This is a genomic window from Amycolatopsis sp. NPDC114504 (genome assembly GCF_055633595.1).
In genome coordinates, this window is record NZ_JBVKDU010000002.1 from 309,366 (window position 1) to 333,952 (window position 24,587).

Consider the following 24,587-nt stretch of genomic DNA (forward strand, 5'->3'; position numbering starts at 1 on the left):
ACGGATGACACTTGTGGCGTAACCCTCCGCGATCTTGCTGTGCTTCCACCTGCGTTCGGCCGGATCTTGAAAAGATTCGGCTGGCCGGAGCTTGGAATCCGCTTCTACGCCCCGGTAACGTCGCGCGGACGTGGGTCGGCAACGGTGCCGTGGCACGCCGTGATCGACCCTGCGCAGAGTGTCCAGTGTGGAGGTGCAGCGGTGAGTGCTGGGGCAATAATCGTCTGGGAACTTCTGGGAACGGCCGCGCTGATTCTGCTCGGCAACGGTGTGGTCGCGAACCACGTGCTCCGCAAGAACAACGGTCACAACGCCGGATTTCTGTTCATCAACTTCGGCTGGGCGTTCGCCGTCTTCACCGGCGCCAGCATCGCCGCACCCAGCGGCGCCCACCTCAACCCGGCGGTGACGCTGGGCCTCGCCATCGCGGACAAGACCCCCTGGGCCGACGTCCCGTTCTACTTCATCGGCCAGATGGCCGGCGCGATCATCGGCGCCGTGCTCTGCTGGGCGACCTACAAGCTCCAGTTCGACGACCACCCCGAGCCCGAGAACACGCTCGGGATCTTCTCCACCGCGCCGCAGATCCCGAACACCGCGTGGAACCTCGTCACCGAGGTCATCGGCACCTTCGTCCTGGTGGCCTGGATCCTGCTCAGCCCGGTGGTCTCCGTCGGCGACGGCGGCACCCCGAACTTCGGCAACTCCGCACTCGGCTACGCGGGCGTCTCGTTCGTGGTCCTCGTGATCGGTACTTCGCTCGGCGGGCCGACGGGCTACGCCATCAACCCGGCCCGCGACCTCGGCCCCCGCATCGCGTACGCGTTCCTGCTGCCGATCAAGAACAAGGCCAACGCCAACTGGGGCTACTCGTGGATCCCGGTCGTCGGCCCGCTCGCCGGTGGCGCCCTCGCCGCCCTGCTGTACCTCGTCGTGCACAACCTGACCTGATCGCCCACCTACCGGATTCCTGGAGCACAGATGACTTCGTACGTAGCCGCGATCGACCAGGGCACCACGTCGACCCGGTGCATGATCTTCAACCACGAAGGCCGCGTGGTCTCGGTCGACCAGCGCGAGCACGAGCAGATCTTCCCGAAGGCCGGCTGGGTCGAACACAACGCCGAGGAGATCTGGGAGAACACCCGCCGGGTCGCCGCGGGCGCGCTCGCCAAGGCCGACCTGACCGCGAAAGACATCGTCGCCGTCGGCATCACCAACCAGCGGGAGACCGCGCTGGTCTGGGACAAGACGACCGGCAAGCCGGTGTACAACGCGATCGTCTGGCAGGACACCCGCACCGACAAGATCGTCACCGAGCTCGGCAACCTCGGCGGCGGCCAGGAGCGCTACCGCGAGAAGGTCGGCCTGCCGCTCGCGACGTACTTCTCGGGGCCGAAGATCAAGTGGATCCTCGACAACGTCGAAGGCGCGCGTGAGAAGGCCGAAGCCGGTGACCTGATCTTCGGCAACATGGACACCTGGGTGCTGTGGAACATGACCGGCGGGGCCGACGGCGGCGTGCACGTCACCGACCCGACCAACGCGTCGCGCACCATGCTGATGGACCTCGACACCCTGCAGTGGGACGCCGGGATCGCCGCCGAGATGACGATCCCGCTGTCCATGCTGCCGGAGATCCGCTCCTCGTCCGAGGAGTACGGCAAGGTCCGCGAGAAGGGCGCGCTGGCCGGCGTGCCGATCTCGGGCATCCTGGGCGACCAGCAGGCCGCGACGTTCGGCCAGGCCTGCCTTTCGCCCGGCGAGGCCAAGAACACCTACGGCACCGGCAACTTCATGCTGCTCAACACCGGTACCGAGAAGGTGATGTCGCAGAACGGGCTGCTCACCACGGTCTGCTACAAGATCGGCTCGAACGACACGGTCTACGCGCTGGAAGGCTCCATCGCGGTGACCGGTTCGCTGGTGCAGTGGCTGCGCGACAACCTCGGCATGATCGGGACCGCGGCCGAGATCGAGGAGCACGCGCGCAGCGTCGAGGACAACGGCGGCGCGTACTTCGTCCCGGCGTTCTCGGGCCTGTTCGCTCCTTACTGGCGATCCGACGCCCGCGGGGCGATCGTCGGGCTCACCCGGTTCGTCAACAAGGGACACCTCGCTCGCGCGGTGCTGGAGGCGACCGCCTTCCAGACGCGTGAGGTGCTCGAGGCGATGAACGCCGACTCGGGTGTTTCGCTCACCTCCCTCAAGGTGGACGGCGGGATGGTCGTCAACGAGCTGCTGATGCAGTTCCAGGCCGACATCCTCGGCGTGCCGGTGATCCGCCCGGTGGTCAACGAGACGACGGCGCTCGGCGCCGCGTACGCCGCCGGCCTGGCGGTCGGGTTCTGGAAGTCCGAGGACGACATCCGCACGAACTGGGCCCAGGACAAGCAGTGGGAGCCGGCGATGGACGACGCCCGCCGCGACCGCGAGTTCCGCAACTGGAAGAAGGCCGTGACGAAGACCTTCGACTGGGTCGCCGACGAGGACTGACCGGTCCGGGCCGGGGGCGCCGAGCCGCCTCCGGCCCGCGGCCGCCCTCGGCCCGCAGGGCCCTCAGTCCTCCCAGCCCTCCGGTTTCCCGGACTGCTCGTTGGGCGCGACGACCAAGAACGGCACCCCCTGGTCGTCCGTCACCCGCACCTGCCGCCCGTACGGTGAGTCGAACGGCTGGCTCAGCACCTGGCCGCCCAGCTCCGTCACCTTGGCCGCGCTCTCGTCCGCGTCCGCCACCGAGAAGTACGCCGACCAGTTCGACGGCACCTCCGCCGGCACCGAATCGGGCAGGGCACCGAGCCCGCCGACCGGGCGGCCGTCGATCAGCAGGACCGCGTACGTGAAGTCGTCACCCGACAGGTCCTGGAACCCGTACCCGAACACCTGCTCGTAGAACGCCTTCGCCGCCGGGTAGTCGCGGCTCATGCACTCGTTCCACGCCAACGTGCCCGGCGCCGCTGTGGCCTGCGTGCCCAGGTGGTTTCCCGGCTCCCACAGCCCGAACACCGCGCCCGCCGGGTCGGCCACCACCGCCATCCGGCCTTCCTTCAGCACTTCCATCACCGGCACGACGATCTGCCCGCCGGCCTCGGTGATCGTCGTGGCCGTCTTGTCCACGTCGGACACCGACAGGTACGTCGTCCAGACCGGAGGCATGTCCTGCCCCGGCGGCGTCTGGCCGATCCCGGCGACCGGGCGGCCGCGCAGCTCCGCCATGCCGTAGAAGCCGGTCTCCTCACCGCCCGCCCGCACGTCCCAGCCGAACAGGCCGCTGTAGAAGGCCACCGCTTTCGCCTGGTCCGGCACCATCAGGTCCACCCAGCTGGGCGTGCCGTCAGGCCATGGCTCGTCCCGGAACAACATGTCGACTCCCAACCCTCGTCCGCACCGTCTCGGGTGACGGCCGACACAGTCTTGCACCGGGCACCGACAAAACCAGTGCCGAAGGACTCCCCACCACGGAACCGGCCCGATCGGGGACGGTCGGTGAACGTGTCAGTCGTCCCAGCCCCGCGGCTGGCCGGACCGCGCTGTCGGCGCGATGACGAAGAACGGCACGCCCTGGTCGTCGGCGAGCTGCACGTGCCTTCCCTCCGGCGAGTCGATCGGCTCGCCAAGAACCCGGCCGCCGAGCTCGACCGCCTGGGCCGCGCTCGCGTCGGCGTCCGCCACCCAGAAGTACACCCGCCAGCTCGCCGGCACCTCGGCCGCGACGCCGTCGGGCAGCACGCCGATCCCGCCGACGGGCCGCCCATCCGCCAGCAGCGCCTTGTACGTCGAGCCGCCGGTGGTCTCGTCTTCGAAGCCGTAGCCGAAGACCCGCTCGTAGAACGCCTCAACGGCCGGGTAGTCCCGGGTCACGCACTCGTTCCAGGCCAGTGCGCCCGGTCCGGCCATGACCTGCGTGCCCAGGTGGCCACGGGGCTCCCGAAGCCCGAACGCCGCGCCGCCCGGGTCGGCCGCGACGGCCATCCGGCCCTCCCCCGGCACATCCGTCGCCGGCACGACGATCCGCCCACCGGCTTCGGTGATTGCCACCGCCGTCTTGTCCGCATCGGACACCGACAGATAGGTCGTCCACACCGCGGGCATCTCCTGCCCCGGTGGAGCTTGGCCGATCCCGGCGACCGGCCGGTCCCGCAGCGTCGCCACGCCGTAGGAGCCGGTCTCCTCCGCGCCCGGCCGCACGCGCCAGCCGAACAGACGGCTGTAGAAGGCGATCGCTTTCGCCTGGTCTGGCGCCATCAGGTCCACCCAGCTCGGTGTCCCGTCGGGCCACGGCTCGTCGCGGAACAGCATTTCGGCTCCCCACCCCCTCGTCGGCGTCGTCTCGGGTGACGACCGGCACAGTGAAGCAGGGGGGTCCGACAAAAACCGGAAATCAGGCCTGGACCAGGCGGGCGTACACGACGATGTTGTCGACGTAGTTGTGCGCGCTCCGGTCGAAGACTCCGCCGCAGGTGATCAGCCGCAGCTCGGGGCCGGCCGTGTCGTCGTACACGCCTTCTTTTTCGAAGTCCTGCTTCGGCACCTGGTGCACCTTCGTCACCTCGAAGAGCGCCGTCGTGCCGTCCTTGCGCGCGATCGAGACGCGGTCACCGGCGGCCAGCTCCTTGAGGCGGTAGAAGATGCCCTTCTGGTGGTTGCCGTCGACGTGCCCGAGGACGATGGCCGGGCCGACCTCGCCCGGCGTCGGCGCGTAGGTGTACCAGCCCGCCTGCAGCGGCGTGGTCACCGGCGGCACCTGGATCGTGTCGTCCGCGTTGACGCCCAGCGGGACCAGCGACGAGTGCGCGCCGATCTTCGGGATGTCGATCGAGACCGGCTCGGACTTCGGCAGCGCGGCGACGGCGTCGGCCTGCTCACCGGCCGCGGGCACCGGCTTCACCGCGACCGGACGCGCGGGCGGCGGTTGCGCGGTCGACGGCTCGGGATCGCCGCCGAGGGTCAGCGCCAGCACCACCAAGGCGGCCAGCAACGCCACGATCAGCGCGATCAGGTAACGCCGCCGGCCGGTGGGCCTCGTGGTCACGTGCTCCCCCTTCCCACAGGTTCACCCGTCCGGGTCGCCCCGACGCTACCCCGCTCCCCCTAGCGGGATCAGCGGCGCCGAACCCGCTTGGCCAGCACGAGACCGCTGCCGCCGACCGCGAGCACGCCCATGGCGGCCGCGGCCGCGAGCGGGGTGCCGGAGTCGTCGGCCGGGCCGTCCGTGCCGCCCGTCTGCGGCGCGCCCGCCGGCACCTTGGCGACCTGCTTCGTTTCACCCAGAACGGTGAACTTCGTGCTGATCTCCGCACCGCCGCAGGAGAACGACACCGGGTACACGCCCGGCTTCACCTGCTTCACGACCGCGGACGCGACCCCAACCGGCGCCGTCGCCGGGTCGTGCTGCGGGCCGGTGCGCCGCAGCGAGCCGATGGTGAGCACCGGCGAGGTCAGGTCCTGCGTACTCTCGGCGTCACAACCGACGCGGATCTCCACCTTCGCGCCCGGCCGGGCGAGCTTCGGCGTCACGCGGACGTAGGCCTTCGGCACACCCGCGTGCTCGGACGGGGCGTCAGTGGCCGGCGCCGGCGTCGTGCTCGCGAGCGCCACACTCGGTGCGAGGACGAGGAAAGCCACGGCGATGCCCGCGACGACAGCGGTGTTCTTCATTCTTTGCTCCCCTGTGGAATGAATCAGCAAAAGCGATTTCACGGACGCCGGTCGCAGTTCCCCCTGCCTCGGCTTTGTCCGCTTGCTTATGTACTCAAGACGTCTCCACCTGCGAGAGGTTGCGCCCGTGGTCATGAAAAAACCGCCCCGGAGCGTGACTCCGGGGCGGTTCGGTGTATTCGGGAATTCAGCCGGCCATGCTGCCATCGCCCGCTTTCGCGGCGCCGGAAGGCACCTTGGAAACCTGTGGCGCGGGCACCGAGAACTGCGTGCTGTAGGTCTGGCCGGCGCACGTCACGGTCAGCGGGTAGGTCCCCGCCTGGGTGCCCGGCTTGAGTGCGACGTCGGCGCTGATGTTCGCGTCGGCGCCCATGAACGGGCCCGGGGTGTAGTTGGAGAAGGTCAGCACCGGCGAGGCGAACGTCGGCGAAGCGCCTTCGCACTTCGCCAGCGCGACGTTCGGCGCGTCGCGGACGTACTTGTCCACGAGCGTCTGGTTGATCGCCGTGTTGACGTTGAGCTGGACGCTGCCCTTCGCCGGCGCGGCGCTCGGCGTCGGACTCGGGCTGGGACTCTGCTGCGCCTGCGCCGGACCCGCCAGCGTCGTCGCCCCGATCAACGCTGCCACAACAAAAACCACCGTCTTGCGCACCTTCGCACCCTTCGCGTCCTTCAGCCTTACAACCGACAAGACGCGACGGGGCGCGACGGGTTGCCTACCGGATCAGTCGAGATCGTCGTGACGCATCAACTGGCGCCCGGCCTCGGTGATCGAGCCCGACAGCGACGGGTACACCGAAAATGTCAGTGCCAGGTGGTCCACTGTGAGCTGGTTCTGGACGGCGAGCGCGATGGGAAGGATGAGCTCGCTCGCCTGCGGCGCCACGACGACTCCACCGACGACCACGCCGGTGGCGGGGCGGCAGAACAGCTTCACGAAGCCTCGGCGGAGGCCCTCCATCTTCGCGCGCGCGTTGGTGGCCAAGGGCAGCATGATGGTGCGCGCGGGCACCTCGCCGGAGTCGATCGCGTGCTGGCTGATGCCAACGGTCGCGATCTCCGGATGGGTGAAGACGTTGGCGGCGACGGTCTTGAGCTTGATCGGCGCGACGCCCTCGCCCAGCGCGTGCCACATCGCGATGCGGCCCTGCATGCTCGCCACCGAGGCCAGCATGAGCACGCCGGTGCAGTCGCCGGCGGCGTAGATCCCGGGAACGGAGGTGCGTGAGACGCGGTCGACGGTGATGAACCCGCCGGGGCCGGGCGAGATGCCGACCTTGTCGAGGCCGAGTTCCTTCGTGTTCGGGACCGACCCGACGGTCATCAGCGCGTGGCTGGCTTCGATCACGCGGCCGTCGGCGAGGAAGATCTCGACGCCTTTTTCGGTGCGTTCGACGCGGTCGGCGCGTGCCTGCTTCGCAACAGTCGTGCCGCGCTGCGAGAAGACCTCTTCGAGCACCGCGGCGGCGTCGGCGTCCTCGTGCGGGAGGACGCGGTCACGGCTGGAGACGACGGTGACCTTGACGCCCATCTCGGTGTAGGCGGACGCGAACTCGGCGCCGGTGACGCCGGAGCCGATCACGGCGAGGTGCTCGGGCAGCTCCTCGAGCTCGTAGAGCTGGCGCCAGTCGAGGATGCGCTCGCCGTCGGGCACGGCGCCGGGCAGGACGCGAGGGGTGGCGCCCGTGGCGATCAGGACGACGTCGGCGGGCAGCTTCTCGGTGCCCTCGGCCGTCGTCACGGCGACCTTGTGGGTCGCGAGGCCGGGCTCTTCGTCGCAGAAGCGGGCTTCGCCGACGATGACGCGGACGCCTTCGCGCTGGACGCGGGCGCGGATGTCGGCGGACTGGGCGAGCGCGAGGCCCTTCACCCGGCCGTGGACGGTCGGGAGGTCGATGCTCGTATCTGCCATGTCGGTGTTGATGCCGAGCTCGCTGAGGTCGTGCATCTTCGCCAGCGCACCGGAGCTCGCGATGAAGGTCTTCGACGGGACGCAGTCGTAGAGCACGCAGGCGCCGCCCAGGCCGTCCTTCTCGACGATCGTGACGTCGGCCCCGTGCTGGGCTGCGACCAGCGCGGCTTCGTAGCCGGCCGGGCCCCCGCCCATGATCACGATCCTGGTCACCTGGGTCCTCCTCTGGGCTGAGCTTGCGGTGCACTCACCGTACGCGGCGAAGGTGACCGGACACTGAAGTGGGCGAACACGGCGAGTGCGTCCACTCGGGTCAGCGCGGGGTCGCTACGCTGTCGGCGTGCCGTTGTATGCCGCGTACGGATCGAACATGGAGCCCGCCCAGATGCTGGAGCGCGCGCCGCACTCTCCGATGGCCGGCTCCGGCTGGCTGGAGGGGTGGCGCCTGACCTTCGGCGGCGAGGACCTCGGCTGGGAAGGTGCCCTGGCCACGATCGTCGAGGACCCGGCTTCCCGGGTCTTCGTCGTGTTGTACGACGTGACGCCGCTGGACGAGACGGGCCTGGACCGCTGGGAAGGCGGCGAGCTGGGGATCCACTCGAAGATCCGGCTCCGCGTCCAAACGATGGACGGCTCGGTGCTGGCCTGGCTCTACGTCCTGGACGCGTACGAAGGCGGGTTACCGTCCGCGCGTTACCTGGGGGTGCTGGCCGATGCGGCCGAGGCCGCCGGTGCTCCGGCCGACTACGTCGGCGACCTCCGAACCCGCCCCTGCTCCGGCATCACCGGCTAACCCGTGTCGTCCATCCAGGCAGGCGTGTCGTCCAACTGAGTACGCGTGTCGTCCGTCTAGGTACGCATGTCGTCCAGTCGGGCACGGTGACCTACGCGCAACGAAGGCGGAATGCCTCGCCGAGGTCCTTCACCAGCCGGCTCGGATCACGGAGGTCCTCCGCGACGGCCCGGATCGTGACCCACCCACGTGCGGCCATTCGACGATCTCGCTCGGCGTCGTAGTCGCTCCGGTCTTCGTGTGCCGCGTACCCGTCGTACTCCAACGCGACGCGTCGCGACGGCCACGCCATGTCGAGCCGGTAGAGCAGCCGGCCGTCGGAGCTCGTGACCTCGTACTGCGGTTCCGGCACGGGGAACCCGGCCTCGACCACGACCAGCCTGAGGATGCTCTCCGGAGGTGACTCGGCCTTGCCGGTGGCGAGGTCGAGCAGCGTCAGCGCCCTGTGGATACCTCGTCGGTCCCGACGGTCGTCGAGACGATCTCGGATGTTCTCGCGGAGCTTCCGGCAGTGGTCCGGCGGCAGCCCTCGAAGGCTCTCGTCGAGCGCGGCGAAAGCGGTCCTGCGGTCGCCGTCACAGAGAAACTCGGCCATCGCGAGATCGATCGGCAGGGTGGCCAGCCCATCGAGTTCGATCACATCGGTCGGCCGGTAGCACCCCTGATGGACAACGAGTCCGGGCTTCGACTTGATCCGGCGTTCGTAGGGCACCATCAGATGGATACTCGACTCCTCCGCGGCCGAGATCCCATGCAGAGCAAGGGATGTCTGCCCGGACAGGACGGCAGGCTCGCCCACGACAAGCAGAGCCGCCTCCGCTCTCGTCCTCAAGTTGAGCGCATCACGAGCACGCACGACGACCCCGCGCCAAGGTTGCGCGAGCAACCCACTCGCCAACGCCTCGCGCACAGCGCGCTGCCCCATTTTCTCGACGGCGTAGCGACGCGAAGCCGCACCGTGCCGTCCTCCCCACTCCGTCACAAGATCAAGAATCAGGCCCTTCCGCGATCTTCGGAAGGGCCTGATTCCACAGCTGTGGATAACTGCCTGCTTGTGGATAACTCTGGGGACAACTTCGTCCACGGACGGACGACACGCGTACCTAGGCGGACGACACGCGTACGTGGATGGACGACACGGTTAGGCGAGGGTGGTTAGGGCTGTGTGGACCAGGGTTCGGACTCCGCAGAGCAGGGCTCGCTCGTCGAGGATGAACGTGGGGCGGTGGATGTCGGACTGGGGTTCCGGGGGGCCTGGCCAGACGCCCAGGCGGGCGAATGCTCCCTGGACGTGCTCCAGGTACCAGCCGAAGTCTTCGCCGCCTGAGGACTGCTCTGTCGACGCCACCGCGCCTTCGCCCAGGGCCGCTTCGACGCCGGCGCGCATCAGGGCCGTCGAGTCCGCGTCGGACACCACCGGCGGGACGCCGCGGCGGTAGTCCAGGGAGAACCCGACGCCCAAAGGTGCCAGGAGGGACTCCACCGATGACGCCACCAGCGGCTCCAGTGTCGTCCAGACCTCGTGGTCGGCCGTGCGGAGCGTGCCGCGCAGGACGCCGTCCTGCGGGACCGCGTTGGCCGCCTGGCCCGCGTGGACCGCGCCCCAGACCAGGACCGTTCCCGAGCGCGGGTCGACGCGGCGGGAGAGCAGCGCCGGCAGGCCCGTGATCACCGTGCCCAGCGCGTGGACCAGGTCGGCCGTCAGGTGCGGGCGGGACGTGTGCCCGCCCGGCGACGTCAGCCGCAGCTCGATCAGGTCCGCCGCCGACGTCAGCGCGCCGACGCGCATCCCGACCAGGCCCACCTCGAGCCGCGGGTCCACGTGCAGGCCGTAGATCCGCTCGACGCCCTCCAGCGCGCCCGCCGCGATCATGTCCAGCGCGCCGCCGGGCATGACCTCCTCGGCGGCCTGGAAGATCAGCCGGACGCGGCCGGGCAGCTCCGGCGCGCCGGCCAGGGCGCGGGCAGCGCCGAGCAGGATCGCCGTGTGGGCGTCGTGGCCGCACATGTGGGCCGCGCCCTCGACGGTCGACGCGTAGGGCAGCCCGGTCGCTTCGGTGAGCGGCAGGGCGTCCATGTCCGCGCGCAGCGCCACGCACCGCTCGCCGCTGCCGATGTCGCAGACGACGCCGGTGCCGCCGGGCAGCACCCACGGCTTGAGGCCGACGGAGCGCAGCAGGGTGACGACCAGTTCCGTGGTCGCGAACTCGTGCCGCGACAGCTCCGGGTGCGCGTGGATGTGCCGGCGCCAGGCGAGCACGTCGGTCGCGTTGGCGCGCAGCCAGTCATCGAGCCAGAACGGGCCACGGCCCGCACCAAGGTCCTCCACGGGAGCCATGCTTACGCCGACTTCGGAAATCAGCGCTTCGGACCCCTCCATGGGGTTGATGATGCGCCCGTGGGGGTCGCCTGGAACGTCCGGTCGTGAGTCGAGCACCGTCACGCCGCACCTCCTCCCGCAACACGGGTAACCCGGGCAGCGGCTGGGGTCACGCAACGTGCCGATCGATCTGTCGTACGCATTTGCAGACGATCGTGCACCATGCAGGCGGCAACGCGCGCCTCGAAAACCGCCGTCCTAGATGGCCGGTACCGGATCTGCGTTGAACGGTGTGCAGTAGTTCGGCTAAGCCGAACGCCTCAAGAGCTCTTGGCCTTCTTCGACCGAATCCGCCTGCCCCAGATCACGATGCCGAGCAGCGCCACCGCGACCACGCCCGCGATCAGCTTGTTCTTGGTCTTTTCGGTGTTCGCCTTGTCCGTCTGGGCCGGGTCGAGGACCGGGCCGGGCGGCTGGGTCTGCACCGGGACCAGCGCGGCGGACGCGTGCGCGACCGTCACCGAGACGGCAGCCGGACGCACCGGTTCGGCGGACGCCGGCGACGTGCCGAACAGCACCGCGCCCAGCACTCCGGCCAGGACCAGACCCCGCAGTTTCGCCATGTCATCCCTTCGCCACGACCAGGCATTCTCCCGCGGAACGCCCGGTGCGTCAGCCCCCACGCGGTGGACCGAACGCGTCGAGGATCCGCTGAGCACCGAGGGTAGCCGTCAGCTCACCGTCCCGCACCGCCCGTTCGACGTCGGGAACGACCGTTCGCACGTCCGGATGTGCCGCCAGGCGACTCAGCAGCTGTTCGCGCACCATCGCCCACGTCCAGTCGACCTGCTGCCGGCGACGGCGCGCGTCGAGCTCGCCGGACGCCGTGAGCGTGTCGCGGTGCTGCTCGATCGCGCCCCAGACCTCGTCGAGCCGCAGGTTGTGGAGGCCGCTGCAGGTCAGCACGGGTGGCGTCCACGACGCTTCGGGCCCGTAGATCATGCGAAGCGCGCCCGACAGCTCTCGCGCGGCGCGACGGGCGTCCCGCTCGTGGTCGCCGTCCGCCTTGTTGACGGCGATGACGTCGGCGAGCTCCAGCACGCCCTTCTTGATGCCCTGGAGCTGGTCACCGGTGCGAGCGAGAGTGAGGAACAGGAAGCAGTCCACCATGTTCGCGACGGTCACTTCGGACTGTCCGACCCCGACGGTCTCCACCAGCACGGTGTCGTAGCCGGCGGCTTCCATCAGCACGATCGTCTCGCGGGTCGCCCGCGCGACGCCGCCCAGCGTGCCGGACGTCGGCGACGGGCGGATGAACGCCCGTTCGTCGACCGCCAAGCGCGCCATCCGGGTCTTGTCGCCGAGGATCGACCCGCCGGTGCGCGTCGACGACGGATCGACGGCCAGCACGGCGACGCGGTGCCCGGCCGACGTCAGATCGGTGCCCAGCTGGTCGATGAATGTCGACTTGCCGACACCGGGCACGCCCGTGATGCCGATCCGCCGGGCGCCACCGGACGACGGCAGCAGCTCGACCAGCAGCTCCTGCGCCTGCGCCCGGTGGTCCTCCCGCTGCGACTCGACCAGCGTGATCGCCTTCGACAGCGTCCCGCGATCCCCCGCCAGCACGCCCTTCGCGTAGGCGGTGACGTCGATCTTGCGCGGCAAGGGTCAGGACTCCTGCGCCGTCAGCTGGCCGATCAGGTCGATGGCGGCGTCCGCGAGCACCGTGCCGGGCCCGAAGATCGCCGCCGCGCCGGCCTCGCGCAGCGCCGCGTAGTCGCCCGGCGGGATGACACCGCCGACGACGACCATGATGTCCTCGCGGCCCAGCTCGGCGAGCTCGTGGCGCAGCGCGGGCACCAGCGAAAGGTGCCCGGCGGCCAATGAGGACACGCCGACGACGTGCACGTCCGCCTCGATCGCCTGCCGCGCGACCTCGGCCGGGGTGGAGAACAGCGGGCCGACGTCGACGTCGAAGCCGATGTCGGCGAAGCCGGTGGCGATCACCTTCTGGCCGCGGTCGTGGCCGTCCTGGCCCATCTTCGCGACGAGGATGCGCGGACGGCGGCCTTCCTCCGCGGCAAACTCTTCGACCAGCGAACGGGCCTTCTCGACGTTCTGCGACTTACCCACCTCTTCGCGGTAGACGCCCGAAATCGTCCGGATCTGCCCGGAGTGCCGGCCCCAGAGCTTCTCCAGAGCGTCGGAGATCTCGCCGACCGTGGCCTTCGCCCGGGCCGCCCCGATGGCCAGCTCCAGCAGGTTGCCGCCGTTGCCGGCGCCCTCGGTGAGGCGCCGCAGCGCGTCCTCGGTCGCCTGCGGGTCACGCTCGTCGCGCAGCCGCCGCAGCTTCTCGAGCTGCTGCGTCCGGACACCGGCGTTGTCCACCTTCAGGACTTCGATGTCTTCGTCGCCGGTGACCTGGTACTTGTTCACGCCGATCACCGGCTGCCGCCCGGAGTCGATCCGGGCCTGCGTGCGGGCGGCGGCCTCCTCGATGCGCAGCTTGGGGATGCCCGCGTCGATCGCCTTGGCCATGCCGCCGGCCTGCTCGACCTCGCTGATGTGGCCCCACGCCTTGCGCGCGAGGTCGTAGGTCAGCTTCTCCACGAAGGCACTGCCGCCCCACGGGTCGATCACGCGGGTCGTGCCGGATTCCTGCTGCAGCAACAGCTGCGTGTTGCGGGCGATCCGCGCGGAGAAGTCCGTCGGCAGCGCGAGGGCTTCGTCGAGGGCGTTGGTGTGCAGCGACTGCGTGTGCCCCTGGGTCGCGGCCATCGCCTCGACGCACGTGCGCACGACGTTGTTGTAGACGTCCTGCGCGGTCAGCGACCAGCCCGACGTCTGCGAGTGCGTCCGCAGCGAGAGGGACTTCTGCGACTTCGGGTCGAAGCCCTTGACCAGCTTCGCCCACAGGAGACGCGCCGCGCGCAGCTTCGCGACCTCCATGAAGAAGTTCATGCCGATCGCCCAGAAGAACGACAGCCGCGGCGCGAACTTGTCGACGCCCAGCCCGGCGTCGACGCCGGAACGGAGGTACTCGACGCCATCGGCGAGGGTGTACGCCAGCTCCAGGTCGGCCGTCGCCCCGGCTTCCTGCATGTGGTAGCCGGAGATGGAGATCGAGTTGTACTTCGGCATGTGCTGCGAAGTGAAGGAGAAGATGTCGGAGATGATCCGCATCGACGGCTGCGGCGGGTAGATGTAGGTGTTGCGGACCATGAACTCCTTGAGGATGTCGTTCTGGATGGTCCCCGCGAGCTGCTCCGGCTTCACCCCCTGCTCCTCGGCCGCGACGACGTAGAGCGCCAGCACCGGCAGCACCGCGCCGTTCATCGTCATCGACACCGACATCTTGTCGAGCGGGATGCCGTCGAAGAGCTGCCGCATGTCGTAGATCGAGTCGATCGCGACACCCGCCATGCCGACGTCGCCCGACACGCGCGGGTGGTCGGAGTCGTAGCCGCGGTGGGTGGCCAGGTCGAAGGCGACCGAAAGCCCTTTCTGGCCGGCCGCGAGGTTGCGCCGGTAGAAGGCGTTGGACTCCTCGGCGGTGGAGAACCCGGCGTACTGGCGGATGGTCCACGGCTGGTTGACGTACATCGTCGGGTACGGCCCGCGCAGGAAGGGCGCGACGCCGGGGTACGTGCCCAGGAAGTCCACATCGGACAGATCGGCCGCGGTGTAGACCGGCTTGACGCCGATGCCCTCGGGCGTCTCCCAGGCCAGGGCGTCCGGGCCCTTGCCGGTGGCTTCGTGCAGGGCCTTGACCCAGGCGTCGCGGTCGCCAGGGGAGGGCGTGCCGAGGTCGACGCCGGCGAAGTTCGGGATGGTCACAGCGCTACTCCCAGCTTGGCCTGCAGGCCGGTCAGGACTTCCAGGGCGTCGCACCCGGCGAAGACGTTCCCGTCGACGCCGTCGAACTCGCCCTTTCCGGCCAGGAGAACGTATTCGGCTTCGAGGGCGGCGGCGACGTCGGAGGCCTCGGCGGAGTAGGCCTCGTCGGTGCCGCAGAGACAGGCGATCTTCGCGCCGGAGTCCGCGAACGCGCCCGGCAGGTCGTCCGTCGCGCCCGGGTTGACGACCTCGATCCCGCCCGCCTGGAACAGGTTGGCGGCGAAGCCGGCACGCGCGGTGTGCGCGGCGACCGGGCCGAGCGTGGCCAGGAAGACCTTCGGCCGCGAACCGTGGGAAGCGAGGTACGCGTCCGACGCGTCGCGAAGGGCTTCGAACCCTTCGGCGTACCGGTGCCGCGGCAGCCCACCTTCCACAGTGGACTCCACCGGCGTCCGGACCACCGGCTTCTCGGCCAGGTTCGGGAACTCGCTGACGCCGGTCAGCGGGTCGCGCCGGGTGGCGATCCGCTGGGACCGCTTCTCCCACGTCTCCGCGAGACGTCCGGCCAGCGCGCCGGACGCGAGCTCGGCCACCAGGCCGCCCGCGCCCTCGATGGCGGTGAACTCGGCCCAGGCCGCGTGCGCGAGGTCGTCGGTCAGCTTCTCGACGTACCAGGAGCCGCCCGCCGGGTCGGCCACGCCGGCCAGCCTGGACTCCTCCAGCAGGACGGCGTGGGTGTTGCGGGCGATCCGCGCGGAGAACGCGTCCGGACGGCCGATCGCCGCGTCGAACGGCAGCACGGTGACCGCGTCCGCACCGCCGACGCCCGCGGCGAAGCAGGCGACCGTCGTGCGCAGCATGTTCACCCAGGGATCACGCCGGGTCAGCATCGACGGCGACGTCACGGCGTGCTGGCGCATCGGCGAGGAGAACCCGCACACCTCGGCGACCCGGGCCCAGAGGCGCCGCGCCGCGCGCAGCTTCGCGATGGTGGAGAACTGGTCGGCGGTCGCGGCGATCCGGAACTCGAGCTGCCCGGCCGCGGCTTCGGCGTCGAGGCCCGCTTCCGTCAGCGAACGCAGGTAGGTGACGCCGGCGGCGACCAGCGCGCCCAGCTCCTGCGCGTCCGACCCGCCCGCCTCGTGGAACGGCAGGCCGTCGGCGACGATCGTGCGCACCTTCGGGTACTTCCCGGCGACACGCGCGGCGAGCGCGGCGGCCGGTTCCAGCTCGACGGCAGAGCCGCTGCGCGCAGCGAGCCCGATCGGGTCGGCGCCCAGCACCGCGGTGGCTTCGCTGGCCGGGATCGACCGCTCGTCGAACAGCGCCAGCAGCTCCGAAGCGGCTTCTTCGTACGAAGCGCCTGCGTCCAGGACCACCGGCGCCAGGTCGACGTAGACCTCGTTGAGCGCGTCGGCCAGCGACGCGGGCGGGACGGACAGCCAGATCGACGTCACGCCGCCTTCGAGGTCGGCGAGGATCGCGCGGTTGACCTCGCGGGCGTCGTCGCCGGTGAAGCGGGCCCGGACGTCCCAGCCCGTGCCGATCCGGCCGTCCGGGCGGGCACCGCGCACGAACGGCGGCAGCCCCGGGAACCCGGTTTCGGCGGGGACGTCCTCGGCCGTGTACAGCGGCTGGATCTCGATGCCGTCATAGGTCCGCGTGACGAGCTTGCTCTCCGGGGCGCCCGTGAAGTCCTCGGGGAGCCTGCCGCTCTTGCGCAAAACGCCGGCGACGAGCTCCTGCCACTGCTCGCGCGTCGCCTGCGGAAACTCGGCCGCGAGGTCGAGTTCGGAGATCGGCACTGACTCCGGACCGGCCACTTCAGTCATACCCAGTGATGGTAGAGGCACCGGCCGCGTCCGCTCTGTGAGTCTGGTCGCCCCTGGGGGTGGATAGGGGCCGGAATCGGGTACGACACAATTGGGCCGTGCCCCCCAGCGAAGAGACCCGACTGGTCGCCGGTCGCTACCGGCTGCGCTCGGTGCTGGGCTCGGGGTCGATGGGCACCGTCTGGTCGGCCTACGACGAGTTCCTGCACCGCCAGGTGGCCGTCAAGGAGATGAAGGTGCCGCCGGGCATCCCGTCTTCGCAGGCCGACGAGCTGCGGGAACGCACGCTGCGCGAGGCCCGCGCGATCGCCGTCCTGTCGCACCCGAACGTGATCATCCTGCACGACGTCGCCCGCGAGGACGACCAGCCGTTCGTGGTGATGGAGCTGCTGCCCTCGCGCAGCCTGGCGCACATCCTGCGCGACCACGGGCCGCTGACCGTCGAGCAGGCCGCCGCGGTCGGCATCGCCGTCGCGTCCGCGCTGGAGGCCGCGCACGCCGCCGGGATCACCCACCGCGACGTCAAGCCGGGCAACGTCCTGGTCGCCAGCGACGGCCGGATCAAGCTGACCGACTTCGGCATCGCGCGCAACGTCTCCGAAGCGACCATGACCCGCACCGGGATCATGCTCGGCTCCCCCGCCTACATCGCGCCGGAGGTCGCCTCCGGCGGCGCGGTCATCCCCGCCGCCGACCTCTGGGGCCTCGGCGCGACGCTGTTCGCCGCGGTCGAGGGCGCGCCGCCGTACGACGCCGACGGCGACCCGCTGGAGACCGTCGGCAAGGTCGTCAACGGCAAGGTGCCCAAGCCGAAGGCCGGGCCGCTCGCCGACGTCATCTCCGCGCTGATGAAGAAGGAGCCCGGCGACCGGATCACGCTGCGCGAGGTCCGGTACCGGCTCTATCCCCTGCAGACGAAGACGCCGCTCGACCTGTTCGGGCCGGACCTGTTCCGCACGCCGGACGGCAAGAAGACGTCCGCGCAGCCGGACGCGACCGACACCCAGGTGATCAAGACCGTCCTGCCCGACAAGGCGGCGAAGAAGTCCGAGGGGTCGAGCAGCGAGCTCGCCACCGACCCGGGCCCGCTGCCGTTCCTGCGGCCGCCGGCGCCGTCGGCGGCCCCTTCGCCCGAGCCGGCGACCGTGTTCGTCGCGCCGCCGCGCCCGGCCGGCCGGCGCACCGCCCGGGCGAGCGCCGTGCTCGTCGCCGTGGCGATCCTGCTCTTCCTGCTGGCCGCGGGCGGCGGGTTCGCCCTGGCCAGGACGGTCGGCGGGCAGCCGCTGCTGCCCCCGGCGGCCGAACCGGCGGGAACGCCGAACGGGCCCACCCGGGTGCCACCGCCGACGCTGGTGGAGCAGTCCGGCAACGGCAGCGTCGTGACCGGCGACGGCGGGCAGTACAGCCTCAGCGTGCCCGAGGGCTGGCAGAAGTTCGTCACCACCCACAACTCCAAGTTCGGGCTGAGCCTGGTCGTCCAGTACGTCTCGCCGGACGGGCGCCGGTCACTGCGCCTCGAGCGGCTGGCGAAGTACTTCGACCAGTCCGACGGCTACGAGGACTACGTCTCCTGGCTGCAGGAGTCCTACCCCGAGGACGCGTTCGAGTTCTCCGAGACGTTGTCGGCGGCGGCGGACGGCAAGAGCGCGACGCTGGGCTACCGCTTGGGCGAAGGCGGCACGCTGCCCCAGAACGACGGCCCCGGAGGCACCCGCGTCACGTTCATGAAGCTGGTCCAGGCGGGCACCAGCCTGTGGCTCCTGTCGGTGACCGTGCCGGTCGAGCAGGAGACCGCGGGCCGGACCGACGTCTTCGAGCGCGTCGCGCCCACGCTGCAGGTCTCGAACTAGGGCGCCCGGCCGAGGACGTCGCGCGACACCTGCTCCTGCGCGAGGTGGCGCAGGCCGGTGAAGATCCGGTCGCCCAGCACCGTCGCGACCAGCCCGGCCTCGATGATCTTGTCGAACGACGTCAGGCCCGTCACGACCTCGACGTCCAGCTCGGCGACGCGCAGCGCCAGCGCGAAGTACTCGTCCAAGCGGTCCGCGAGCTTCTCGTGCCCGAGCTCCTTCGCCGTGGCCAGCGCGGCGATCAGGTTCTCGACCGCCCGGTTCTCCTTCGGGTGCCACTTCCAGCCGTAGCGCAGCGCCAGGTCCCGGAGCAGCTCCGAAGCCCACTCGGCGGCCTCGTCGGACACCTTGGGCGGCGTGCCGGCCAGCTCCTGCTGGACGACGCCCATCGTCTCGTGCGGGGTCGCGTCGCCGTCGATCGCCGCGAGGACCGCGCCGACGGACGCCAGCGGGAGCCCGCCGACCTCGGTGAGCGCCTTGACCAGGCGGAGCCGCTGGACGTGGTCCGCCGAATACCGGGCCTGGTTGGGGCTCGTGCGCTCGCCGGGCGGCAGCAGTCCTTCGCGCAGGTAGTACTTGATGGTCGCGACCGGCACTCCCGACCCCGCGCTCAGCTCGGCCATCCGCATCCGCGTCCGCTCCGATCCCAGGGTCGGGTTCCGGGTCAACCCTGAAGACTTCTCAGTATGGATAGCTTAACTTCCCATAACGGAGAGCTTGACTATCCATTCTGGGAGGGAACCATGACCATTCTCACCGACGTCCGGAGCAGAACGCGCGGGTGGCACCGGCCGTCCGCACTGGCGGCCGCCACTTTGGGGGTGGTCGCGGTCCTCTGCGTCGCCGCGATGCTCCTCGACCAGCGGATGCTCGAAGGCGCGCCGATCTGGGCGAAGCCGTTCAAGTTCGCCGTGTCGGGCGCGCTCTACTTCGCCACGTGGAGCTGGCTCGTCTCGCTGCTGCCGCGGTTCCGGCGCACGGCGGGCCTGCTGACGAACTTCCTGGTGCTCATCTTCGGCGCCGAGTACGTCCTGCTCGTGTTCCAGGCCGTCCGCGGCCGGGCCAGCCACTTCAACAACGCAACCCCGCTCGACGCCGGCATCTACAGCGTCATGGCCAAGATGATCATCGGGCTCTGGGTCGCCACGCTCGCGCTGACCGTGCTGGTGATGCTCACGAAGGTCCCGGACCGGGCGAGCTTCTGGGCGGTGCGCGCCGGGGCCGTCCTGTCGCTGGCCGGGATCACGCTCGGCATCCTGATGACGAGCCCGACCGCGCAGCAGCTCGCGCAGTGGCAGACCGGCGGGAAGCCGGACATGGTCGGCGCGCACACCGTCGGGCTCGCCGACGGCGGCCCCGGCCTGCCGATCCTCGGCTGGAGCACGGTCGCGGGCGACCTGCGGATCCCGCACTTCGTCGGCATGCACGCGCTGCAGCTGCTGCCGCTGCTGGCCATCGCGCTCTCGGCGCTGGCGCCGCGCTTCGCCCGGCTGCGGGACGACGTCATCCGCACGCGGCTCGTGCTGATCGGCGCGGCCGGGTACGCGGGGCTGACCGCGCTGGTGACGTGGCAGGCGCTGCGGGCGCAGTCGATCGTGCACCCGGACGCGCTGACGCTGGGCGCGTTCGCCGTGCTCGTCGCGGGCGTCGGGCTGGGCTCGTGGGCCGCGGTGCGCGTCCGATGACCCTCTTCAGCCTGGCGTTCCCGCTGGCCACCCCGTTCTGGGCGCTGATGATCCTGCTGCCGAACTGGCGGTGGACGCCGCGGGTCATGGCGTCGCCGTGGGTGCCGCTGCTGCCGCTCGCCTGCTACTTCGCGCTCGTGCTGCCGCACTTCGGCGAGTGGGGGCGGGCGATGCTCTCGCCCGACCTGGACGTGCTGCGGACGATCCTGGCCACGCCGTGGGGCGCCGGGCTCGTCTGGGCGCACCTCATCGCGTTCGACCTGTTCATCGCGCGGTGGATGTACTTCGAAGGCCGGGAACGCGGGATCTCGCCGTGGGTCGTGAGCCCGATCCTGCTGCTGACGATCTTCCTCTCGCCGTTCGGGCTGGTGGTGTTCCTCGTGGTGAGGGCCGTCCGGATACGCTCCCTCGCATGACTGAACAAGAGGCCGCGAGCGCCATCGCCCAGCGCACCGGCGTGGCCGCGCACGACATCGCGGTGGTCCTGGGGTCGGGCTGGCGCCCGGCGGCGGACGTCATCGGGGAGTGCGAGACGGAGATCCCGTTCGCCGACCTGCCCGGCTTCACCACGCCTGGCGCAGTGGGGCACGGCGGCACCATCCGCTCGCTGAAGATCGGGGACAAGAACGTCCTCGTGCTGCTCGGGCGGACGCACTTCTACGAGGGCAAGGGCATCGACCCGGTGGTGCACAACGTGCGCACCGCGGCCGCGGCCGGCGTCCGGACGGTGCTGCTGACGAACGCCGCGGGCGGGCTGCGCGAGGGCTTCCAGGTCGGGCAGCCGGTGCTGATCTCCGACCACCTGAACCTGACGGCGCGCTCGCCGATCGTCGGCGCGAACTTCGTCGACCTGACCGACCTGTACTCGGCGCGGCTGCGGAAGATCGCGCGGGAGATCGACCCGTCGCTCGAGGAAGGCGTCTACGCGGGCCTGACCGGGCCGCACTTCGAGACGCCGGCCGAAATCCACATGCTGCGCACGCTGGGCGCGGACCTGGTCGGCATGTCGACGGTCCTGGAGGCGATCGCGGCCCGCGCGGCCGGGGTCGAGGTGTTCGGGCTGTCGCTGGTGACGAACCTGGCCGCCGGCATGACCGGCGAGCCGCTGAACCACCAGGAAGTCCTGGAAGCGGGCCGCGCGGCCGCGACCCGGATGGGCTCCCTGCTGCGCGACCTCGTCACCCGCGCCTGACCGGTTCCGGCTTGAACCCCGCTCGCACGGGGTTCAAGCCGGAACTCGCTTGGTTTCAGGCGAAGCTGGGGAGCTGGGCGGTCACCTCGGCCGGGGACGGCATGGCCGCGACCTCGGCCGCCAGCGCCCGGGTCGCGTCGGCGACCGCGGTGTCCGTGAGCAGCGTGCGGGCCGTTTCGGCGACCGCTTCGGCGGTGACCTCGGCGGCGAGCAGCCGTGCGCCGACGCCGGCCGCCAGTACCGCGTCCGCGTTGCTGAACTGGTCCGCGCCCTGCGGCAGCAGCAGCTGCGGGAGGCCCGCGCCGAACGCGCCCAGCGTCGTGCCGCTGCCGCCGTGGTGGACCACCAGGTCGACGTGCGGGAGCAGCTTCGACTGCGGCACCCAGGACTCGAGCCGCACGTTGGCCGGGACCTCGCCGAGCGCCGCCGGGTCGACCGTGGGGCCCGTCGCGACCAGGACGTCGACGTCCAAACCGGACAGTCCCGCGATCGCCGCGCCCAGTACGCCCGCGTGGCCCATCGCCGTGCCGAGCGTCAGGTAGACCAGCGGCCGCGAACGCTCCAGCACGCCCGGAGGCAGCTCGCCCGGCTCGCTCCAGCCGACCGGCCGCAGCGGGACGCGGGTCGTGCGCGCCAGGAACCCCGGGTCCTGCACCGACTCCGGGCAGATGTCGATGAACGGACCCGCGAACGCCAGGTCCTCCCCGACGTCGATGCCCAGCTCCGCGCCGTGCGCCCGGATCGCGTCGCGGATCCGCGTCACCATCGGGTCGTCGCCCGACACGCGGCCGAACCCGTGCGCCACCACCGGGATCCCGGCCTTCATCGCGGCGAACGCGCCGCCCGAGTTGCCGGCCTCGCTCACGACGAGGTCGGGCCGGAACCGCGAGAACAGCGGCAGCAGGTCGTCGATGAACCGCTTCGGCATGAGCTCGCCGAAGACCTTCGCGACGATCGGCCCCAGCACTTCCGGCGGGACTTCGCCGGGCGGGCGCCGCGGGCCGGCCGGCCCGGCTTCGGCGAACGCCTGGCCGAACGCGTCCTTGAGGGCGAGCCCGGCGGCCGCCGTCTCGACCCCGGCTTTCGTCAGCTGTGGCAGGAAGTCTTCCGAGGTGGCGAAGACGACGTCGTGGCCCGCGTCGCGCGCGGCGACCGCCAGCGGGACGAGCGGGAACGTGTGACCGAAGGACCCCAGTGAGGTGAAGAGCAAGCGCACTCCCCCGACCCTAGCCCGTAGGCTGGCGCGGTGACATCGACTTCCACCCTGCGTGCCGCCGCGCTCCGCTGGATCACCGACGACCCGGACGAAAGCACCCGCGCCGAGCTGCAGGACGTCCTCGACCGCGCGACGGGCGGCGACGCCGGAGCGGCCGCCGAGCTGGCCGACCGCATGGCCGGGCCCCTCGAGTTCGGCACCGCGGGGCTGCGCGGGCCGGTGCGCGCCGGGCCGAACGGGATGAACGTCGCGGTCGTCACGCGGACCACCGCCGGGGTGGCGGAGTGGCTGACGGCGCACGGCCACGCGGGCGCGCTGGTCGTCGTCGGCCGCGACGCGCGGCACGGCTCGGAAGCCTTCGCGACCGCGGCCGCCGAGGTCCTCGTCGCGGCCGGGTTCGACGTCAAGGTGTTCCCGAAGCCGCTGCCGACGCCGGTGCTCGCGTTCGCCGTCGGGCGGCTCGGCGCGGTGGCCGGGATCCAGATCACCGCGTCGCACAACCCCCCGGCGGACAACGGCTACAAGCTCTACGACGCGACCGGCGGGCAGATCGTGCCGCCGTCCGACGGCGAGATCGAGCGAGCCATCCAGGCCGCACCCACCGCGGTGAGCGTGCCGCGGGCGCCCGGCGCCGAGGTCGCCGACCTGCTGGACCGCTACCTCGACGAGGTCGCGACGCTGCCGATGGGAGCCGGGCGCGCGGTGCGGGTGGCCGCGACCGCGCTGCACGGCGTCGGCGCCGACACGCTGCGCGCGGCGTTCGAGCGGGCCGGGTTCACCGACCTGCACCTGGTGGCCGCGCAGGCGTCGCCGGACCCCGACTTCCCGACCGTGTCGTTCCCGAACCCGGAAGAGCCGGGCGCGACCGACCTCCTGCTGGCGCTCGCGTCCGATGTGGACGCCGACCTGGCCGTCGCGCTCGACCCGGACGCCGACCGGTGCGCGCTGGGCGTGCGGGGGCGCGACGGCGCCTGGCGGATGCTGCGCGGTGACGAGACCGGCGTGCTGCTCGGCTCGTACATCCTGTCCACAGTGGACCGCACGGTCCTGCCGGACCCGCTGGTCGCGACGACGATCGTCTCGTCGTCGATGCTCGGCGAGATCGCGAAGGCCGAAGGCGCCCGCTACGCCGAGACGCTGACCGGGTTCAAGTGGCTGGTCCGCGCCGGCGAAGGGCTCGTGTTCGCCTACGAAGAAGCGCTCGGCCTGTGCGTGAACCCGGGTTTCGTGCGGGACAAGGACGGCATCGCCGCCGCGACCTTGGCCGCCGGGTACACGGCGGCGCTGAAGGCCGAGGGGCGCACCCCGCTGGACGTGCTGGACGAGCTCGCGGAGCGGCACGGCGTCCACCTCACCGACCAGGTTTCGCTGCGGGTCACCGACCTCGCGGTCCGCGGTCAGCTGATGGCCAAGGTGCGGGAGACGCCGCCGGCCGAGCTGGGCGGCGTCGAGGTGACCCTCGAAGACCTGCTGCCGGACGCGGACGTGCTGCGGCTCACCGGCGAGGGCGTGCGCGTGGTCGTCCGCCCGTCCGGCACCGAGCCGAAGCTGAAGGCGTACCTGCAGGTCGTGGCGCCGGTGACGGGGTCGCTGACCGAGGCGCGCGACGCCGCGACCGCGAAGCTGACCGCCTTGCGGACGGCCGTCGAGGAACTGCTCGCCTGATGCCGCGGCTGCTGATCGTGCACCACACGCCGTCGCCGTCGACACAGGCGTTGTTCGAGGCGGTGCTGGCCGGCGCGACGCACCCGGACATCGAGGGCGTGGAGGTGGTCCGCCGGGCGGCGCTGGCGGCCACCGTCCCCGACGTCCTCGCGGCGGACGGCTACCTGCTGGGCACGCCGGCGAACCTCGGCAGCATGAGCGGTGCCTTGAAGCACTTCTTCGACACCGTTTACTACCCGTGCCTGGACGCGACGCGCGGCCGCCCGTTCGGCTACTGGATCCACGGCAACAGCGACACTTCGGGGACGGAACGCCAGCTGCTCGCGATCACCACGGGCCTGGCGTGGGAGAAGGTGGCGGAGCCGGTGATCACCACCGGCGACCCGGACAAGAAGACGCTGGAAGCGTGCACCGAGCTGGGCGGGACCGTGGCCGCGACCTTGATGTCCTGAAACGTAAGGGGCCTGTCACCGGAAGCCCTGGGGGTCGACCTCCGGCAACAGGCCGAGACCAAGGGATCGCCGCGAGGGCGTTCGACCTTGGCATCTGAAGCGTACTACAGACCGCCGATCATGACGAGTCGGCGGACATGACAGCCTCTCGTCTTGCGGTTCCGTACACCCC

General features: G+C 71.0%; 23 protein-coding genes. 9 read left to right on the forward strand and 14 right to left on the reverse strand.

What is annotated here, in order from left to right; translation table 11 throughout:
* Positions 1-201: 201 nt before the first annotated feature.
* Both ACZ7PG_RS13050 and glpK read left to right on the forward strand, forming a co-directional pair.
* A complete protein-coding gene (locus ACZ7PG_RS13050; RefSeq protein ID WP_470239315.1) occupies positions 202-951 on the forward strand; it encodes an MIP/aquaporin family protein in 750 nt (249 codons plus the stop codon).
* A 30-nt stretch (positions 952-981) separates the two neighbouring features.
* Complete coding sequence (gene glpK, locus ACZ7PG_RS13055; RefSeq protein ID WP_470239316.1) at positions 982-2,496, forward strand: glycerol kinase GlpK; 1,515 nt, start codon at positions 982-984, stop codon at positions 2,494-2,496.
* 63 nt (positions 2,497-2,559) lie between these two features.
* On the opposite strand, the gene ACZ7PG_RS13060 is transcribed toward glpK, so the two are convergent.
* The 6 genes from ACZ7PG_RS13060 to ACZ7PG_RS13085 form a co-directional block, all read right to left on the reverse strand.
* Positions 2,560-3,363, reverse strand: coding sequence for a VOC family protein (locus ACZ7PG_RS13060; protein WP_470239317.1), 804 nt, complete (start codon positions 3,361-3,363; stop codon positions 2,560-2,562).
* 132 nt (positions 3,364-3,495) lie between these two features.
* Positions 3,496-4,299, reverse strand: coding sequence for a VOC family protein (locus ACZ7PG_RS13065; protein WP_470239318.1), 804 nt, complete (start codon positions 4,297-4,299; stop codon positions 3,496-3,498).
* Positions 4,300-4,381: 82 nt separating this feature from the next.
* On the reverse strand, positions 4,382-5,032 hold the full coding sequence (locus ACZ7PG_RS13070; protein ID WP_470239319.1) for a class F sortase: 651 nt from the start codon (positions 5,030-5,032) through the stop codon (positions 4,382-4,384).
* A 68-nt stretch (positions 5,033-5,100) separates the two neighbouring features.
* Complete coding sequence (locus tag ACZ7PG_RS13075) at positions 5,101-5,658, reverse strand: hypothetical protein (RefSeq protein ID WP_470239320.1); 558 nt, start codon at positions 5,656-5,658, stop codon at positions 5,101-5,103.
* Between the two features lie 187 nt (positions 5,659-5,845).
* Positions 5,846-6,310 carry a hypothetical protein gene (locus tag ACZ7PG_RS13080; protein WP_470239321.1) on the reverse strand — a complete coding sequence of 155 codons (465 nt, stop codon included), beginning with the start codon at positions 6,308-6,310 and terminating at the stop codon, positions 5,846-5,848.
* Between the two features lie 72 nt (positions 6,311-6,382).
* Positions 6,383-7,783 (reverse strand): NAD(P)H-quinone dehydrogenase, encoded by a 1,401-nt coding sequence (locus ACZ7PG_RS13085; RefSeq protein ID WP_470239322.1) that lies wholly within the window; start codon positions 7,781-7,783, stop codon positions 6,383-6,385.
* A gap of 127 nt (positions 7,784-7,910) precedes the next feature.
* Between ACZ7PG_RS13085 and ACZ7PG_RS13090 the strand changes: the two genes are divergently transcribed.
* Positions 7,911-8,363, forward strand: a complete 453-nt coding sequence (locus tag ACZ7PG_RS13090; RefSeq protein ID WP_470239323.1) for a gamma-glutamylcyclotransferase — start codon at positions 7,911-7,913, stop codon at positions 8,361-8,363.
* Between the two features lie 91 nt (positions 8,364-8,454).
* Here the strand turns inward: ACZ7PG_RS13090 and ACZ7PG_RS13095 are convergent, their stop codons facing one another.
* The 6 genes from ACZ7PG_RS13095 to ACZ7PG_RS13120 form a co-directional block, all read right to left on the reverse strand.
* Positions 8,455-9,288: an endonuclease domain-containing protein gene (locus ACZ7PG_RS13095; RefSeq protein WP_470240743.1), complete on the reverse strand. Its 834-nt coding sequence runs from the start codon at positions 9,286-9,288 to the stop codon at positions 8,455-8,457.
* Between the two features lie 216 nt (positions 9,289-9,504).
* The gene (locus tag ACZ7PG_RS13100; RefSeq protein WP_470239324.1) at positions 9,505-10,806 is read right to left on the reverse strand and encodes an amidohydrolase; all 1,302 of its coding nucleotides are present in this window, start codon (positions 10,804-10,806) and stop codon (positions 9,505-9,507) included.
* Between the two features lie 197 nt (positions 10,807-11,003).
* On the reverse strand, positions 11,004-11,306 hold the full coding sequence (locus ACZ7PG_RS13105) for a hypothetical protein (RefSeq protein WP_470239325.1): 303 nt from the start codon (positions 11,304-11,306) through the stop codon (positions 11,004-11,006).
* 49 nt (positions 11,307-11,355) lie between these two features.
* On the reverse strand, positions 11,356-12,351 hold the full coding sequence (meaB, locus tag ACZ7PG_RS13110; protein ID WP_470239326.1) for a methylmalonyl Co-A mutase-associated GTPase MeaB: 996 nt from the start codon (positions 12,349-12,351) through the stop codon (positions 11,356-11,358).
* 3 nt (positions 12,352-12,354) lie between these two features.
* On the reverse strand, positions 12,355-14,523 hold the full coding sequence (scpA, locus tag ACZ7PG_RS13115; RefSeq protein WP_470239327.1) for a methylmalonyl-CoA mutase: 2,169 nt from the start codon (positions 14,521-14,523) through the stop codon (positions 12,355-12,357).
* Positions 14,520-16,355: a methylmalonyl-CoA mutase family protein gene (locus tag ACZ7PG_RS13120; RefSeq protein ID WP_470239328.1), complete on the reverse strand. Its 1,836-nt coding sequence runs from the start codon at positions 16,353-16,355 to the stop codon at positions 14,520-14,522. The genes scpA and ACZ7PG_RS13120 overlap by 4 nt, the downstream gene beginning before the upstream one ends.
* A gap of 122 nt (positions 16,356-16,477) precedes the next feature.
* On the opposite strand from ACZ7PG_RS13120, the gene ACZ7PG_RS13125 reads away from it, so the two are divergent.
* Positions 16,478-18,205 (forward strand): serine/threonine-protein kinase, encoded by a 1,728-nt coding sequence (locus tag ACZ7PG_RS13125; RefSeq protein WP_470240744.1) that lies wholly within the window; start codon positions 16,478-16,480, stop codon positions 18,203-18,205.
* Here the strand turns inward: ACZ7PG_RS13125 and ACZ7PG_RS13130 are convergent.
* Positions 18,202-18,834 carry a MerR family transcriptional regulator gene (locus tag ACZ7PG_RS13130; RefSeq protein WP_470240745.1) on the reverse strand — a complete coding sequence of 211 codons (633 nt, stop codon included), beginning with the start codon at positions 18,832-18,834 and terminating at the stop codon, positions 18,202-18,204. The two genes, ACZ7PG_RS13125 and ACZ7PG_RS13130, sit on opposite strands and share 4 nt — an antisense overlap.
* Positions 18,835-18,948: 114 nt before the next feature.
* Between ACZ7PG_RS13130 and ACZ7PG_RS13135 the strand changes: the two genes are divergently transcribed.
* From ACZ7PG_RS13135 to ACZ7PG_RS13145, 3 genes are read left to right on the forward strand one after another with little or no spacing between them, the layout of a single operon-like run.
* A complete protein-coding gene (locus ACZ7PG_RS13135; protein ID WP_470239329.1) occupies positions 18,949-19,890 on the forward strand; it encodes a hypothetical protein in 942 nt (313 codons plus the stop codon).
* A complete protein-coding gene (locus tag ACZ7PG_RS13140) occupies positions 19,887-20,306 on the forward strand; it encodes an ABA4-like family protein (protein WP_470239330.1) in 420 nt (139 codons plus the stop codon). Before ACZ7PG_RS13135 ends, ACZ7PG_RS13140 begins: the two co-directional genes overlap by 4 nt.
* Positions 20,303-21,082, forward strand: coding sequence for a purine-nucleoside phosphorylase (locus ACZ7PG_RS13145; RefSeq protein WP_470239331.1), 780 nt, complete (start codon positions 20,303-20,305; stop codon positions 21,080-21,082). The genes ACZ7PG_RS13140 and ACZ7PG_RS13145 overlap by 4 nt, the downstream gene beginning before the upstream one ends.
* A 55-nt stretch (positions 21,083-21,137) precedes the next feature.
* Here the strand turns inward: ACZ7PG_RS13145 and ACZ7PG_RS13150 are convergent, their stop codons facing one another.
* Positions 21,138-22,298, reverse strand: coding sequence for a glycosyltransferase (locus tag ACZ7PG_RS13150; protein WP_470239332.1), 1,161 nt, complete (start codon positions 22,296-22,298; stop codon positions 21,138-21,140).
* A 30-nt stretch (positions 22,299-22,328) separates the two neighbouring features.
* On the opposite strand from ACZ7PG_RS13150, the gene ACZ7PG_RS13155 reads away from it, so the two are divergent.
* The gene (locus ACZ7PG_RS13155; protein WP_470239333.1) at positions 22,329-23,963 is read left to right on the forward strand and encodes a phospho-sugar mutase; all 1,635 of its coding nucleotides are present in this window, start codon (positions 22,329-22,331) and stop codon (positions 23,961-23,963) included.
* Complete coding sequence (locus ACZ7PG_RS13160) at positions 23,963-24,415, forward strand: flavodoxin family protein (RefSeq protein WP_470239334.1); 453 nt, start codon at positions 23,963-23,965, stop codon at positions 24,413-24,415. The genes ACZ7PG_RS13155 and ACZ7PG_RS13160 overlap by 1 nt, the downstream gene beginning before the upstream one ends.
* The last annotated feature ends 172 nt before the right edge of the window (positions 24,416-24,587 follow it).